Raw genomic sequence first — 15,029 nt, 5'->3', positions numbered from 1 at the left:
GCGCCGCTTTCTCCGCCGTGCCTTCGCGGCCGGCCGGCCTATTTCACCCGGGCCCAGGTCTCGCCCTTGCAGAACAGCCCGCCGAGCACACAGCCCTCAAGCTTCAGCCGGTTGGGACCCTCCAGCGTCATCACCCCGCGATAGGTCTTGCCGTCCTCCGCGTTGTAGACCTTGCCCTTCCATTGACCGGCCTTGTCCGACGGCGTCATGCCGAGCACCGTGCGGGTGCCGACCAGCGAGCGGTCGCGCTTGGAGGGATCCGGGTTGTTGACGTCCTTGCGCGGCGTCTTCAGCCAGACGAGCGTGCCGCATAGCGACGCGCCGCAGGGCGCGATGCGGATTTGGGAGCTGCCGCTCGGGCGCTGCCAGGTGCCGGTCGCATCGGCGGCGCGACCGGGGGCAGGGGCCAGCGCCAGTCCGGCGGCGACGGCAAACAGACAGGCAAGCTTGAGTCGGATCATCGGCGATTTCCTCCCGCATCGACTTTTTCATTCCCTTTACGTAAACGGAATCTAACGGGGTTGGCCGCGCGTGACCAGCCGTGACGTTGGGGCATCTGCGCGAAAAATACCGCCCGCTCATTCGTCCGTCATTCCCGCCGTCGTTCCCCTGACAGGGGCGACGGGAAGATCGGAAGTTCTGCGCTGGTGAATCAAGCGTTACGGGCGCGGGAAATTTTGAGTCGAAACAGCATTGATTTTGTGACTCTTTTCGCCCGACTTCGGTGAACGCGCGGTAAAGTTTACCGGAAATTTTGAGTCTGTTTGCTCTTCGTTAAGTCAGAATTTTAAGGCCCTCTTCAAGAGGCGGCGACACACTCAACTCACGAAAGGCACGGAACAACAACGACACGCCGCGTCTTTCCCCGAACTCGTCTTTGCATCCGATCGAAGACTTGCGTTGAACGGAAGATGGAGTGTGACATGGCTCGATTTGAACTTGCCAATCCCGAGATGGCCGCGATGGGCGGCCAGCGTATGGGTCCGGAAATTCTCTTGCAGATGGGTCTCGACTGCGCCTGCGGTCGCCACGGAGCGACTGACCTTGTCGCCGCGCACAAGTGGTTCAATCTGGCCGCGATGCAGGGCAACGCGGATGCAGTACGTCACCGCCGCGAGATCTCTGGCGAGATGAGCCGCGCCGAAATCGCCGAGGCGCAGCGCGCGGCCCGCGAGTGGCTGACCCTGCAGTGATCGGACTGGCGCCCGCTTCGGCCCGAGGGCCGCTTTCGCCAATCCCGTTTTCCACCGGTCACGGCCCTACGTGAGGCCGCGCCGCGCGCACGCCGTGACCGGTCATTTCCGTTGTTCTCAGAAGATTGCAGTCTCCGTTTCCGCCGGCGTTTCGCCGGCCTCGTTTGCCCCGATGCGGCGCCTTGCGCGTCTGCGGTGGAAAGCCGCCGCCCTTGCGCGGTGCATCCTCCGTCGCGAGGAAATCCCCGCCTCGATCCCGTCGGACCCGCCCGCCGGACGGGAGCCAGGATCGCCGCGTTTTCGCCCGGGCGCGGCCGCCTCGGCACGTCTCGGCGTTGACGCAACCTTGAATTGTTAAAGGTGGCGCACTGCACTCGCGATGGTTGTATATATGCGTTGCGCACGGAGAGGGGCATGGTCTTGCGCGCTGTCTGTCGTCGCGTCCGGCGTGTCGTTTGCCCGCGGACGGGCCTCGATTTGATGTGGCGCGCGGCGGGCCGTCCACCGGTTTTCCGGGGCCGAGGCAGATGGCGCGACGGCGCGCGTCCGGCATGCAACGATGGCGGGGCGTGCGCTCCCGGGATGCCGTTTTCGCGACGTCTTGTGCCTGCCTCGAGCGCGCTCCTGTGTCTGCTCCTGGTCGCCGCCTGCGTGTGGGCACCGGCGCCGCGACACCTGTCGGAGGGTCTTGCGCCCTGGCTGGGCGGTGGCATTGCCTGGCCGGTTTGCGCCGGGCGCGATCGCGCCGCGCGGGGCGTGACCTGTATCGTCGACGGAGATACCTTCTGGCTGTCCGGCGAGAAGTACCGGCTGGCTTGCGTCGATGCGGTGGAAATATCCGAGCACGACGGAATGGCGGCACGCGGTGCGCTGGCGCGCCTGCTTGCCGCGCCGCGCGCCCGCCTTGTACGGTCGGGGCGGAGCGGGCGTTACGGTCGTGATCTGGTGCGCGTGGCCGGGCCGGATTGGGACGCTGCCGCCGAACTGGTGCGTTCGGGTCTTGCGCAACCGGTCGACTATCGCTCAACGCGCGCCTTCTGCCGGACGACAGTGTGATGCGCTCCGGCCGCCGCGCCATGATCTTGCCGGCCGAAAGAACAGGCCCTTCCCGGCAAAGGTCCGGCCCGACCGGCACGTGGCCGCGGCGGCGCTCCCACAAGAACGCGTCCATCCGCATGGGCTGAGCGACCGAGGGGCGGTCCTTTACGCGCCTGCGATTCGACCGCCGCGACACCCGGTCGGGCGGCACGCTTCGGCGTGCCCGACGACCGCCAGGGCAGTGCCGTCTCCGGTTTCGCCGAAGCGTTTGTCGGTTCTCCGGAGATGCCGGTTCACGAGAATGCCGGGCCGGTCCGCTGTTGCGTCCGACAAGACCCGCGCCGCACGTGTCTTCTGGACGCCGGAGGACGCGTTTCGATGTGGATTTGTCGCTGCCCCCTTGTGTCGCGCGCGGATTCCGCCTATCAGACCGACAGACGGAGAGGTGGCCGAGTGGTCGAAGGCGCTCCCCTGCTAAGGGAGTAAACGGGAGACCGTTTCGAGGGTTCGAATCCCTTCCTCTCCGCCACCTGACCTTGTGAAAGCGTTCTCCCGATCCGGCTGCGGCCGGATTTTTCCGTTGTTTTCGAGGGTTATGCTGGTGGGGCTGAGCACTGGCCCCTGTGCCAAGAGCCCCGGAAGCGGTCTCTCAGGACCGATATTCTCCCGACCTCATGACTGCGCGGATTTGGTGAATTGCGCGTAAGCGATTGAAAATATTGAAATAAAATACAACAGACGCGAAGTTGGATCCCAGTAGCTCTTGCCTGAGATGTCCCTTGCAACCGAGCTTCCTGTGTCAATCACGAGGCACAAGATCCCAGAAGTATGGGTCCCGATCGGATAGAGTCTCCACATCGAGGGGAGGCAGTCCCGTCAGATCAACGTTGAAACGAAGATCCGAGACCCTGGGTGGAAGTGAACCACGAACCGCTGGTATCTCACGCAAATCGAAAAACTGTAGAGAGCTGGAAGCTAGTCGATGATCGAAGGTCACTCGCAACGCCTCTGACGTGTCGGTACCCAGCGTCGAAGCAACGACATCATGCAGTTTCAGCACGAGCCCTGCGTCTCCCGAGATACGAGCCTCCGTTGCGACAATAAGGTCTTCGATTGAGGTACCGGTCGGAATCCGCTCGACCATAAGTGACGCGACGATTGCGTGGGTGTTGGGAGGTGGATTGCACTGGTCGTAAGAAAAAGCATGCTTACGGAGCCGGCCCGCACTGCTCTTAACATCCATACGGACATCACCTGCGGCGAAATCGAATCGAGATGTCTCTTCAACACGCCATGCAGCAACTGATCTTGCGGGTGAACGACTATTTGCAATGACGAACATCTCGCCGAACAGCCCATTTAGCGAACGAACAGGTGGCTTTCTGATGCTTTGAAAGATCGAAGCAAGTCGCCTCACTGCTGCGGCGAGCGCCAAGCGCGATGGGCAGCCACCCAAATGTTGGATTATTATTCGGCAAACCGAAAAGAAATACTGGACCGTCTCCTTCTGCGATGATCGGCAGCGGATAACAGTAAACTGTCCCTCCCGAGGGGGCTCGCCACCGTCTGCTATCTGGCAGACGAGTTCGAACTGCGCTTCGAGATTTTCAAGCCGTATCGGCGGCGGCTTACGTCCCGTCCCCTTCGCTGTTTCAACCAGCAGGCATGCCATTCCAGCCATGTCCTTTCCCACGAAGTAGGCGCCTTGGTCTGGAATGGGTCTGACCGCAAATTCGAGACCATTGTCTGGGCCTCGCTCCGGGACCAATATTTCGTCGTATATCCGGAACAAGTCAGTGATGGTCATGCCTGCTGAACCGGCTGATCCTGATTGATCCAGCCGGTAGCCAAACGGGCCGGAACCCAGACAGCGAGCACCGGCACGTTCTCACAAACCACAGCACCGTCTCGGGTCAGATCAAGAGTGTGGATCTGGACGGTTACCTGACCGTTTTCGCGAATGGCACGGTCGCCCGGATAGACTTCGCCGCGTCGCGCGGGCGGGTTCACTGGTGCTTGACCTTGGAAGAGGTTGGTAACCTCGCCACTCTGGTCTATGCCGCGCTCGCGTCCAGTCCCGGGGCTCATCCTGTAGACTGTACAAAGCTCATCTGGATCGCTCTCCAGCGCGCGACTCAGCTGGAGAAGGAGTCCGGTGATCTGCTGGGAGTCCCGCGAACTTGTGATCCGCAGTGGAATGAGTAGCCGCTCCATTACGTCCCGCAGAGACAGGTCTCTAGCAACCTCATGCCTTTGTGTGTCAGTGCGGTCAGGATGGCCTTCATCGCTGACGAAGGCCGTTGCTTCAATAAAACCTGAAACAGTTAGTCGGTTGGCCTGAAGCACCGGATCGGTGGGCAGAACAACGCGCGGGGCAACCCAGTCATCTGAAAAGCGTCCACGAATATAGTCAAACTCCAAGACGTTCTGGCGGCACGGTCTAAGCGCGTTGTCTAGGACAAAGGCTCGCTTCCACTCATTCAGTGAGAGTCCACGGTCCCGAATGTCCTCAAGTTGCCGACGCATGTCCTCTTCATGCTCGACATAGCGTTCGAAGGCACGGTGAGTGCCCTGTTCCAAATAGACACGGCAGAAGCCGAGATAGCTGCGCTTATATCCGAAAAAGCGTGCTCGCTGCTGCACAGTATCTGCATTACCGACGCCGATCCCGCGCGGCATGTACGTTACCGTCAATCCTTCGACGGTGAACCCGCGATCCATGGCCTGCCCACCGACGAGGATCCAACCGTACGCGCTCCCCCAATCCACGTCAGGTGTGCGCCCGCCCCGCGCGTTTACTTCAAGGAGGCGGGTCCGGCGGAACGCAAAACGGAAAGTTGGTACTAGGTCCGAAAACTGAGGAAGGCTGTTACCCACAGTCTGCAAAAGGTCTTCATAGGCTCCGCGCAACTCTTCTATGAGTTCCTGCTTGTCAGGATCTGAATCCGGCAATCCAAGAATACGTTTCCATTCCTCGAAAATATCACGGACCCAGTTATAGTACTCCTGATGCTGCGCAGTCAGATGCGACGGGTGCACAAGCATGGAGCGGTTTCCACGATTGCCGTCCTGCATAAGACCGACCGCGACGCCAACCATGAAAATTCGGAGTGCTTCGAGCAGCGAGTCCGGCGGCTCCGGAAGGGGATTGGTGTTGGTTGGCACATCAGCGGCCGGAATCGTGCGAACAAGCCTTGGATTAGTAACAAAAAAATCATGCCCACCCACGTAAGAATCGCCTGGCGTCAAGACTTCAACGAAGTTTGGGGAAAGTGAATCTACAATACTCACAAGGAGAGGTGCCTGTGGCGTAGCCGTATATTGCAGATAACTGTGAAGAGGCAGCGTATCACGCAAAGCCATCAAGCGGCGGTACGTCGTGCTTTCTTCACCTTGAGCAACCTCCGTGTTGAGGCTTGCTTGGTCCGCCTCATCGTCGATGATGAGCACCGGCACCCCTTGCATCCCCACTGCCTGCAAGAGTTCGGTCAAGTTCCCCATTCGCCGATGGTGTTTCAGTACAGTTACCAATACGGTCATCTTGTACTCGTCGGGGGTGTCATCGTCTCGCCAATCGTCGAAAACGTCGCGCAGAGTCTGGATAGTTGAGTCTTCTCGCTCAGGGTTTTGAAAGTGGATCCAACTGCGCGCTCGATCTGGGTCGTCTAACCGGAGATCCCGGCGGACGCGCCCCGTGGACTGATCAAGCAGCGGATTTGATGTACCTGCCACAATTATGACCATCTGGAAGCCGTTGTCGCGGGCAAGTGCGGCAGCAGTTTCGAACGACATGGTCTTGCCGCTTTGAACGTAACCAACAACCAAGCCCGTGTCTTGACCGGCAAAATCTTCAGGTGAAACCCCGCGACCCAATATGGAAGCGGCAGCATCCCGAACACTATCTCGGCTCACTTCAGGTACGACGTGCTCCAGAAAATCAGTAGTTTCATCTCCAACTACTGGCTGCCATCGAATTCCGGGTACTTGATGGTTCACGGCCCGGATTATCAGCGGCACGTCGTCAGTCATGAAGCACCTTCCATTGTTACGCCTCGGAGAGAGCGAAGTTAATGATGTCGTTCACGTTGCGCCGGATTGTCCCTGCATGGCGCACACCAGAGTCGCGGGCGACAACTTCGGCGAGAGCGAGTGCCGCCGCAATTCTCAGTAAGGCCTCAATATCCTCGCTATCTGTCTGAGCAAAGCGCACCATGAAGGGATGGGCAAGCGAGACCCTGATATCGAGGCTACGTGGTTGCTCCGTCGAAGCAGCAACATCGCTAAAGACAAGCCACTGACTTTCGGCTGGATCCTCTGTCAGTTCGATATTGATCCGCCAGTCTTTGTCGCGAAAGCGAATGTCGAATTGCTTTCGAGCAAGCGTTCCCGCGTGGGGAAGCTCCTCTCCAGGAGCGTCGACTGGAGGCGCATCTGAAAGCCCAGGCAAAGCGGCGGGAAGTCGTTCTTCGATGGCACGAGCGGTGTTGTCGACCGCCTGGCTCGCCGTATCCGAGAGTTGCGCTCGAGCAACCCGCACACGATAACCCTCAGCCTGCTTGAGCAGGGGCAGATCATCGCCATCCAAGTGATCGCGCAGCAACTCGAGAAATGGCTGTTCATTATCATCCCATCGAAAGCCATCTTTTGTATGGCTTACCTCAAAGCCCGTCAGATGCAACTCCCCGAACAGTCTCTGGTAACGGTAGCTGTTTGAGCTCCCGAAAATAAAAGCAGGTCGATACCCCTCATCCCCGCTTCCCTGAATGACGCGGCCCCGTCGAAATAACGAAAAACCCGCTTTCGCCGTATTTGCCTTTTCCCGCAAGGCCGCAAAGCCATGCACGGACAGGCCATCCCCAAAATCAAAACGAATTTCTTTTCGCCACGTCCTTTTTTCTCCGTGGCTATCTCGAAAGTAGGGCGCTTCGAGGATCGCAGGTTGCTGTGGTGAAAGAACTTCACCGTTAAACCGCAACTCAAGATCACCCTCGCGAATAAAAACGCGATAAATATCAGTTAAGTGCTCCTTGAGCTTCCCCACGGTACGGCCAACTGGAACATGGAAAATGTTTTCAAGGACTACCTCAGTGTAGTGCTTGCTTGAAGTTTCCTCCCTTTCAACGATCTCAAGCTCTTCAATGCCATCATTCACAATATTTTCGATTTCGAAGCGCACGGTACGAGCTCGTGGCTCGCCAAATGCAGAAGTGCGTACTTGCCACTGCGGGGCGAACCAGCAAGCGGCGCTTTTCATGCCCATTCCAAATTCAGCGAGGCCGCTGCGATCAGTCGGAATGGCTGCTGCACGAAAAGCACGTCCGAACTCGGATACAGCTATGCCGGCAGCGTTGTCTCGGATTGAAATACGCGCGGGAGGGCTGGGATCGATATCGATGTTGACGACGAGCTTGTAGGACTCGCCGTGGTGGCTCCGCAGCGCATCACGGTTCCGGGAGAAACTCTCAACTGCATTGTCAACGAATTCTGCAAGTGCGTACCACGGCTTGTAGTTCAGGTGGCGCAGGACTGCGAGAACGCTGACCCCCGGACGAATATCTACTTTGTTCACTGACATCCAGCGTCCCTTCAAACGATTGCTTAATTCAAGCCGCTGGCTCTAGCTCGTCTTCCGCCTTACCATTCCGTTGATGCTGTGACGTCTCCGTTTCGGCTTGGAAGTCAGGATGCTCTGCCTCGGGAAGCAAGGCCCTCGCTACTGCTGCGACTACATCGACATTGACTGCGTTTCCAAGTGCCTTGTACGCCCTCGTCTGATTGTCGGGCAGATGCTCTAGGTCGCCCATACTTTGAAGACGCGCACATTCTCGCATGGTCATGTAGCGACGTTCCCACGGGATGACCGGGACTTGACTAGTTGTAAGCGCAACCAATGATGGTGCAGCGGTAGGGCGTTTCGCCCGTATGCCAGATGCGCGGAACTGGATCACGGTCTGCCACAAGTCGCGAGGGCCGCCTTTCCAGTTCCATTCCAATTTTTGAAAGCTGGGCGCAAAACTCTCGATCATTGGAAGCCAGCGATTGATTATGCTCTTATGACGGAAATAAAACTCTCGGTTTTGCCTGATGAAATTCTGTTTCCAAGCCGGAAAATTATCCACTTCGTCAATGGAGTAAGCGGGAAGCGCTCTTTTTGTTTCGTCTTCATCCAGGCCAGCAAGCGAGCATCCGAGCGCTCCATTGTATGCTCCCATGCGCTCAAAGCCGGTCGCATACGGCGTTGAGTCTGTGTACGGATAGGTTGCGCCAAACTCCATTGCCCATATTGGGAACGAGGGAAGCGCCTCGCTCTTTGGAAGTGCATCAATTAGGGCTTGCCAGGTTTCCAAATACTGAATGAATCGTGGGCCGAGTGGTCGGGCTTCTTCTGGATCTTTATCGAGTATGTTTCTTATACTGATTTCGTCGAGTTGGTGGGTCGGTTCGGGCCATGAAAAATTGTCCAATCCTGTGCGAGCGCCGACGATTATCGCCCGCTCACGCACCTGCGGAACACCAAACATGAAGGGCGATAGCTTGCAGCTATCGACCACATACTCGAGATTTTCCAACCTCATTTTTATTCGCTCCCAAGTCTTGCCGCCATTATGCCGAAGCAGATTGGGTACGTTTTCAATCATGATGTAGGTGGGCTTATGTTCATCAAGAATTTTCAGAACATAGTCGAAAAGGTCGCCCCACTGCGGACAATCAAATCCCAATTGCTCCCCGGCTTTTGAAAATGGCTGGCATGGAAAGCCAGCGCACAAAATATCGTGGGGCGGCACGCGATCTATGGCCTGACGGATATCGCCATGAGGGCGTATACCATAGTTTTTTTCATACAGGTTTGCGAGTTCTCCGTCGATTTCAGAGGCAAATACACAGCTATGGCCCATATCATTAAGGGCCTTGTGAAAGCCTCCCAATCCCGCGAATAGATCAATAAACGTCAGCTTCGTCATAAATTATTTATCCAAAGGAAGCGTCAGTTGGCGCGCAGCATGCTTTTCCAGAAGATCTTTTATCGCCACGTTTACCACGTATTGGAGTGATAGCGCAGGACGGTGCCCCTCGGCCAGGGCCCGGAGTGCCTCGTAGTCTGCTTCCTCGAGCGTCACCGAGAAGCGCTTCTTGCCTCCGGGCATCACCACCTCCACCAATTTGCACCAAGATGAACCAAGACGAAGCCTTTGTCGATATTAGAGTGCGTCTCGGTCGTTGCTGGTGGTTCACGAGGTGCAGGCATCTCAGCCTAGAGGGGGAATGATTCATCATGTTAGAGAAACCTGTCCGTTTGGTCACACCAATGGGTCGTGAAGGGCTCCAACAGCTGCGTCAGTGTCACCTCCGGCCCCTGCTTCCCGTCCAGGATCGCCACAACAATGTCGGGCGAAAGCAGCGTCAGCCGTAGAACGCGGGTCATGTAGGAGGGAGCGATGCCCTCGCGCTCGGCCAGTTCGGCGATGGTGGCGAACTCGCCGGACTCCAGCATCCGCTTCCAGCGGAAGGCGCGGGCCAGCGCCTTGACGAGTGTGCTGTCCGCGCGCCGCGGCTGTTTAGCGCCTTCCGGCAGCTGCATCTCCTTCCGCCCGCCGCGCTTCACGACGCGGAACGGTACGTGGAGCGTCACGGTGTCAGGTATCAGTGCCCCGCGTGTCATGCGGCCGCCTCGATGTCGCCGGCCAGCATCTCGCGGGCCAGACCGCTGAGCCCGTCGACGCGCAGCCGGACGTTGAGCCCGTCCGTGCCGATGTCCACGCGCTCGACCAACAGCGCCACGACGCGCGCCTGTTCGGCAGGGAATAGCTCGTCCCATAGCGGGTCAAGCTGTTGCAGTGCTGTCCGGGCGTCGGCCTCGGTGACGTCGTCGGCGTGGCCGCGTGCCGCCTTCCACGTCCCTGCGACGATCTCCGGCTGGCGGAACACGGCGCGCAGCTGGTCGATGACGGCCGCTTCGATCTCGCCCGCGGGCACACGGCCGACCGGGCATGACCCGGCACCATGCTTCAGCACGGTCTGGCTGACATAGTAGCGGTATAGTCTGTCGCCTTTGCGGGTGTGCGTCGGGGAGAAGGCCGCGCCGTCCGGCCCGAACAGCAGCCCCTTCAACAGCGCCGGGGTCTCGGCGCGAGTCCGCATTGCCCGCTTGCGGGGGCTCTCCTGCAGGATCGCATGGACACGGTCCCATGTCTCGCGGTCGATTATGGCCTCGTGCTCGCCCGGATAGCTCTCGCCTTTGTGCACCGCTTCGCCGATGTAGGCGCGGTTGTTCAGCATCCGGTACAGGTACTTCTTGTCGATCCGGTTGCCGCGCGGCGTGCGGATGCCGCTTTTCGCGACCTCCCGGGCCAGCTCCGTGCCTGAGCCGATCTCGAGGAACCGTTCGAAGATCCAGCGGACATGCTCGGCGTGCCCATCGTCGATCACCAGCTTCCGGTTCTCGACACGATATCCGTAGGGCGGTACTCCACCCATCCACATGCCCTTCTTCCGGCTGGCGGCGACCTTGTCGCGGATGCGCTCGGCCGTCACCTCCCGTTCGAACTGCGCGAAGGAGAGCAGGATGTTCAGCGTCAGCCGCCCCATGGACGTAGTGGTGTTGAACGACTGCGTGACCGAGACGAAGGTGACGCCGTTCCGATCGAACACCTCGACGAGCTTGGCGAAGTCGGCCAGCGAGCGGCTCAGGCGGTCGATCTTGTAGACCACCACCACGTCGACCAGCCCGTCCTCGATGTCCTCCAGCAGGCGCTGCACGCCCGGGCGATCCAGCGTGCCGCCGGAGATGCCGCCGTCGTCGTACTGATCGCGGACGAGCACCCATCCCTCGGAGCGCTGGCTGGCGATGAACGCCTCGCACGCCTCCCGCTGGGCGTGGAGCGAGTTGAACTCCTGCTCCAGCCCTTCCTCGGAGGATTTCCGGGTGTAGATAGCGCAGCGCTGCTTGCGGACGATCGGCTTCGTCATGTCCGCGCCCTCCGGTTCTTCAGCCCGAAGAACACCCAGCCGTTCCAGCGCGTGCCGGTGATGGCGCGCGCGATGGCCGACAGCGACCTGTAGGGCCGCCCCTGCCATTCGAAGCCTTCCGCCGTGACGGTGACGACGTGCTCGACGCCCTGCCATTCGCGGATCAGCCGCGTGCCGGCGATGGGCATGGTGTCGGCGCGCATCCGGCTCTTCTTTCGGTCGCCACCGTCGAGCTCTTCGCCCAGCCGTTCCAGCCGCCGGATCGTCTCCGGTTTCAGCCCACCATAGGCCAGTTCCTGGATGCGGTAGGCCAGGCGGGATTCAAGGTAGCGGCGGTTGAATGGCGGTGGTTCGCTGTCGAACAGATCACGCCATTGCGCCTTCAGCTCCGGCGTCGTCGCGGTCTTGAGCGCGGCCAGGCGCGCGGGGATGGGATCGTGGGTCGTCATGTGGGTCTCCGGTGAGTTGGAGTTGCATGACGGCATACGCTCGCCGGAGAGTGTAGGCGAATTTCTCCATTATCGTCAGGAGCTTCGCCCCGTTCTCGCAGCCGCAACCGGACCAACCCAAGCGCCAGCAGGCCGCACAGCTCGGCGCGGCGTTCGGCGGGGGTCATCTGGTCGGGCGGCAGTGGATTGGGGCGTTTCATGAAGGGCGGTTCCGTGAGGTCTCGCCCTTCTCCTACTCACCGCATTCGCGAACCGTCCCATGCGGCCGGGACAGGCACGGGTGGAGGCGCCACGGACTCGACTCCCGGTTGTTCTGTCGGGTAGAACATTATCAGAACACATATCGCGCTCGCGCGGTGAATCGGCATCATCGCTTCGGCCAATTTCGGCAGCGCATCGCATCGCGCAAGATGAAGCGGATCGCCGGAGCGGCTTCGGGCTTTTGCCCGTCCGCAGGACCTTCAGGACCAAGAGGAGATCATATGCCGAAGAGGATCAGAAATTTCGTCGATCGCGCTTTTTCGAGAACCGTGGATATCGAATTGCTCCACCGTCTGCTGAGCCCCTATCTCGGGCAGATCGATTTCAATTGGCATGACCTTCCCGACGATGACAAGAAGCGGCGCGAGATGATCTTCAATCTCTTCGCCAGGGCGGATACGCAGTTTCCGGCCAAGCTGCAGTTCGCCCTCTACAACATCTCCACCCTGTCGACCGATGCCGGCGCCCGCATCATCCAGGAGATCGCCACGGAGGCAGGTGTCGACGTCCTGGCGCCCCATCGTGTCGAAGGCGGCGACGATGACCTGCGCTTCACCCCTCGCTTCATTGCGCTGGTTACTTGGCTGGATCACGGGGCCATCTTCGACAGGGCGCTCAGCGCCGCGGCGTTCCTCGCACATTCCTCCAAGCTCGAGCGCGATGCCGACCGCGAGGATGTCGAGCCGCGGCATCACGAGGCCGGTGTTCAGAATGAATTCACCGAGGCCGTGCGGCGGCATTTCGCTAGCCGCTACAACGGCCACTATTGCGATGTGCGGTGGTTCGAGGAGGAGGATCTGCTGCGGGTCCTGATCCTGCATGGCTCCAAGCCGGAGACGAAGAACGTCGACCAGGAGGGGACCGAGGATACGCTCAAGTTTCGCGAAATCGTCCAGTCGACCATCGAGTATGATCCCCGACAGGGATCCATCGCTGTCGGCTCTAAATCGGCCGCCGATGCCAAGAAGCTGGTCAAGCTGTTCGGAGAGCACGTCCTGGGAGACAAGGACATCTTCGAGGCGTCGGCGAAGGAGCAGCTCTACACGCTCGAGCCGCTGCAGAAGTTGGGCGCCGCGTTCAAGTTTCACTTCGACCCCGATGGAGACATCACGCATGTCGCCTTGCGCGAGGTGCGCGTCGACGAGGCCCAGATCACGACGACGGGGCGTCTGCGCCGCTCGCCATGGTTCCTCACGCTTGGCGATTCCCAGAATGCCCTCAAGCGTTTGAGGGACGTAGCGTCGGACCTCGACATCGCCGACCTGCGGATCGTGCATGCCAAGATCGATGTGACCATCGAAATGGACGACGCGGAGGTGGTGGTTCCGGTGACCATCCGGCCGCCGCGCACCGTCAGCATGCGCGACCATTCCCATGAACGGCTCATCCTCGAGATGCTGGAAGACAATGACATTCGCAAACGCCGCGGAACTGGTCAGGCTGCTGCTGCGGCAGAGTGATCGTCAACCGATCCGCGCCGTCGGCGCGGCCGACCTGAAGCCATACGAGCCCGGGGTCGTCCGGTCGCTTCGCAACCGTGGGATCCTCGTGGAGCGGGAGGATCTGCGCGACGACGGCGCTGCGGTCTTCCAGATCGTCGACGATGGGCTGGTCGTCGTCGATCCGGAAACCGGCGAGTGCGAACGCTACGAAGATGCGCTGGATGTCCAGACCTTCGACATCGACATCGCCGCGCTCTGCCGCGCGATCCGCGAGCAGTCGGGGCTCGGCGGGCCCGGCCCGACGGCGCTCTCGGTACGGGTCTGGCGACTCGGCAGGCACGAGGGCCACAATCGCGCTGCAGAGGTCTGCCTCGTGCGGCGGCTGCGGGAGGACACTGCGCAGGAGATCGTTGATCACGTGCGCGGCGCTATAGACGACGAAGCCCCCGTCGCCCTGATCAGCCTCGGCAATTCCGATCTACCCACGGGGATCGCCCGCCAGCTCGAGCCTATGCGCATGACGGTGGTCCGTGCCGAGGACCTGCTGCGCGACGATCCTGCGCTTCCCTTCGCGCTCGAGCTCGGCCGGATCCGCGTGCCTACGGGACCGAAAGCGTCGGATGCACGCCTCCAGATCGACCGTATCGGTCGCCGTATGATCTTCGAGGGCATCGAACTCGACGTCGAACCGCGGGACTTCGACGCGTTCGTAATGCTCGCGGAGGAGGCGGTGGCTGCTGGCGGCTGGGTGCCAAAGGACAGTCTCGCGGCCACGCTGCAGGCCAGCACGGGACGAGAGAGCAATCCCGAACAGGTCGACCGCTGCTTAAATCGGCTACGCGATGTCTTCCGGAAGAACACGCGTCTGAACGCGGTCCCGAGCAACGGGTTCATCGAGCGGAAGTCCAAGGTCGGCGCTCGACTCGCTCTCGCGTCGTCCGAGATCGCGTTCATCGCCTAGACCCGTTCTGCGGCGCCGGGAGGTTTTCGGGAGGTTTTCAGGAGAAGTCCGAGAGATAAACGATTTCAGCATGTTGCACGGTCGGGTCGTGAACGGAAACGACCAGGATCGAACGACATGCACCCACCGATTTCCCCCTCCGACCTTGCCACGCTGATCGACGAGACAGACGTCGCGGCGCGGCGTCTGCACCGCAAGCTGGCGCTCCCCGCCGCCGATCTCGACGATCTCCGCCAGGACCTCCTGATCGATCTGATCTGCCGGCTGCCGGGCTTCGACAAGCGCCGCGGCGCCATCGGCGCCTTCGCCAACATCGTGCTGCGCAACCAGTGCTCGCGGATCGCGATCCGGCACCACCGGCAGCGCCAGGTGCAGGGCGGCACGATGCTCTCCCTCGACGCGCCTGTCGCTGGCAGCGTCGAGCCGCTGGGCTGCCTGTTGGCGGAATCGGACGGGCTGGCCGCCTGGCATGGCCAGGACCGTAACACGCAGGCTGACATCCAGACCCGCGAGGCCGTGCAGTCCGCGCTGGCGCGGTTGCCCGAGGCCGACCGCCGGTTCTGCTGCGCGCTGGCCCATCGGTCAGTGACGGCGCTGGCCGCCGAGGGCTTTGGCAGCCGCTCGGCACTCTACCGGCGCCTCGCTGATCTCCGTCAAGTCCTTACCGCCTACGGGCTCGGTCCCTCCTGGGACGATCTCGCTGCGGCGTGAGTAGAGG

The 15,029-nt window shown here is 60.6% G+C and carries 14 protein-coding genes and 1 tRNA gene; 6 read left to right on the top strand and 9 right to left on the bottom strand.

What is annotated here, in order from left to right:
* Window positions 1-38: 38 nt before the first annotated feature.
* The gene (locus ABL312_RS10115; RefSeq protein ID WP_349361266.1) at window positions 39-461 is read right to left on the bottom strand and encodes a DUF2147 domain-containing protein; all 423 of its coding nucleotides are present in this window, start codon (window positions 459-461) and stop codon (window positions 39-41) included.
* A gap of 462 nt (window positions 462-923) precedes the next feature.
* On the opposite strand from ABL312_RS10115, the gene ABL312_RS10110 reads away from it, so the two are divergent.
* The 3 genes from ABL312_RS10110 to ABL312_RS10100 all read left to right on the top strand — a co-directional run bounded on the left by ABL312_RS10110 (window position 924) and on the right by ABL312_RS10100 (window position 2,760).
* Window positions 924-1,193: a hypothetical protein gene (locus ABL312_RS10110; protein ID WP_349361265.1), complete on the top strand. Its 270-nt coding sequence runs from the start codon at window positions 924-926 to the stop codon at window positions 1,191-1,193.
* A gap of 603 nt (window positions 1,194-1,796) precedes the next feature.
* Window positions 1,797-2,249: a hypothetical protein gene (locus ABL312_RS10105; RefSeq protein ID WP_349361264.1), complete on the top strand. Its 453-nt coding sequence runs from the start codon at window positions 1,797-1,799 to the stop codon at window positions 2,247-2,249.
* 421 nt (window positions 2,250-2,670) lie between these two features.
* Window positions 2,671-2,760, top strand: a tRNA-Ser gene (locus ABL312_RS10100).
* Window positions 2,761-3,030: 270 nt separating this feature from the next.
* On the opposite strand, the gene ABL312_RS10095 is transcribed toward ABL312_RS10100, so the two are convergent.
* From ABL312_RS10095 to ABL312_RS10060, 8 genes are all read right to left on the bottom strand, one after another.
* Complete coding sequence (locus tag ABL312_RS10095; protein WP_349361263.1) at window positions 3,031-4,038, bottom strand: PD-(D/E)XK motif protein; 1,008 nt, start codon at window positions 4,036-4,038, stop codon at window positions 3,031-3,033.
* Window positions 4,035-6,260 carry a Z1 domain-containing protein gene (locus ABL312_RS10090; RefSeq protein WP_349361262.1) on the bottom strand — a complete coding sequence of 742 codons (2,226 nt, stop codon included), beginning with the start codon at window positions 6,258-6,260 and terminating at the stop codon, window positions 4,035-4,037. Before ABL312_RS10090 ends, ABL312_RS10095 begins: the two co-directional genes overlap by 4 nt.
* A gap of 16 nt (window positions 6,261-6,276) precedes the next feature.
* Entirely contained in the window at window positions 6,277-7,806 is a 1,530-nt protein-coding gene (locus ABL312_RS10085; RefSeq protein ID WP_349361261.1) for an ATP-binding protein, read from the bottom strand.
* A 28-nt stretch (window positions 7,807-7,834) separates the two neighbouring features.
* Entirely contained in the window at window positions 7,835-9,193 is a 1,359-nt protein-coding gene (locus ABL312_RS10080) for a DNA (cytosine-5-)-methyltransferase (protein WP_349361260.1), read from the bottom strand.
* A gap of 3 nt (window positions 9,194-9,196) precedes the next feature.
* Window positions 9,197-9,376, bottom strand: coding sequence for a hypothetical protein (locus ABL312_RS10075; protein ID WP_349361259.1), 180 nt, complete (start codon window positions 9,374-9,376; stop codon window positions 9,197-9,199).
* Between the two features lie 131 nt (window positions 9,377-9,507).
* Window positions 9,508-9,861: a hypothetical protein gene (locus ABL312_RS10070; protein WP_349361258.1), complete on the bottom strand. Its 354-nt coding sequence runs from the start codon at window positions 9,859-9,861 to the stop codon at window positions 9,508-9,510.
* A gap of 26 nt (window positions 9,862-9,887) precedes the next feature.
* The gene (locus tag ABL312_RS10065; protein ID WP_349361257.1) at window positions 9,888-11,198 is read right to left on the bottom strand and encodes a recombinase family protein; all 1,311 of its coding nucleotides are present in this window, start codon (window positions 11,196-11,198) and stop codon (window positions 9,888-9,890) included.
* Entirely contained in the window at window positions 11,195-11,647 is a 453-nt protein-coding gene (locus ABL312_RS10060) for a DUF2924 domain-containing protein (RefSeq protein WP_349361256.1), read from the bottom strand. Before ABL312_RS10060 ends, ABL312_RS10065 begins: the two co-directional genes overlap by 4 nt.
* A 482-nt stretch (window positions 11,648-12,129) precedes the next feature.
* Here ABL312_RS10060 and ABL312_RS10055 point away from each other — a divergent pair, with 482 nt between their 5' ends.
* The 3 genes from ABL312_RS10055 (at window position 12,130) to ABL312_RS10045 (ending at window position 15,022) form a co-directional block, all read left to right on the top strand.
* Complete coding sequence (locus tag ABL312_RS10055) at window positions 12,130-13,368, top strand: hypothetical protein (protein ID WP_349361255.1); 1,239 nt, start codon at window positions 12,130-12,132, stop codon at window positions 13,366-13,368.
* Complete coding sequence (locus ABL312_RS10050) at window positions 13,316-14,311, top strand: hypothetical protein (RefSeq protein ID WP_349361254.1); 996 nt, start codon at window positions 13,316-13,318, stop codon at window positions 14,309-14,311. Before ABL312_RS10055 ends, ABL312_RS10050 begins: the two co-directional genes overlap by 53 nt.
* A gap of 117 nt (window positions 14,312-14,428) precedes the next feature.
* Entirely contained in the window at window positions 14,429-15,022 is a 594-nt protein-coding gene (locus ABL312_RS10045) for a hypothetical protein (protein WP_349361253.1), read from the top strand.
* Window positions 15,023-15,029: the final 7 nt, after the last annotated feature.

It is taken from the genome of Stappia sp., assembly GCF_040110915.1.
GTDB lineage: Bacteria > Pseudomonadota > Alphaproteobacteria > Rhizobiales > Stappiaceae > Stappia.
Note: the sequence above shows the minus strand (reverse complement) of the source record. Positions and strands in the feature narration are given on the sequence as shown.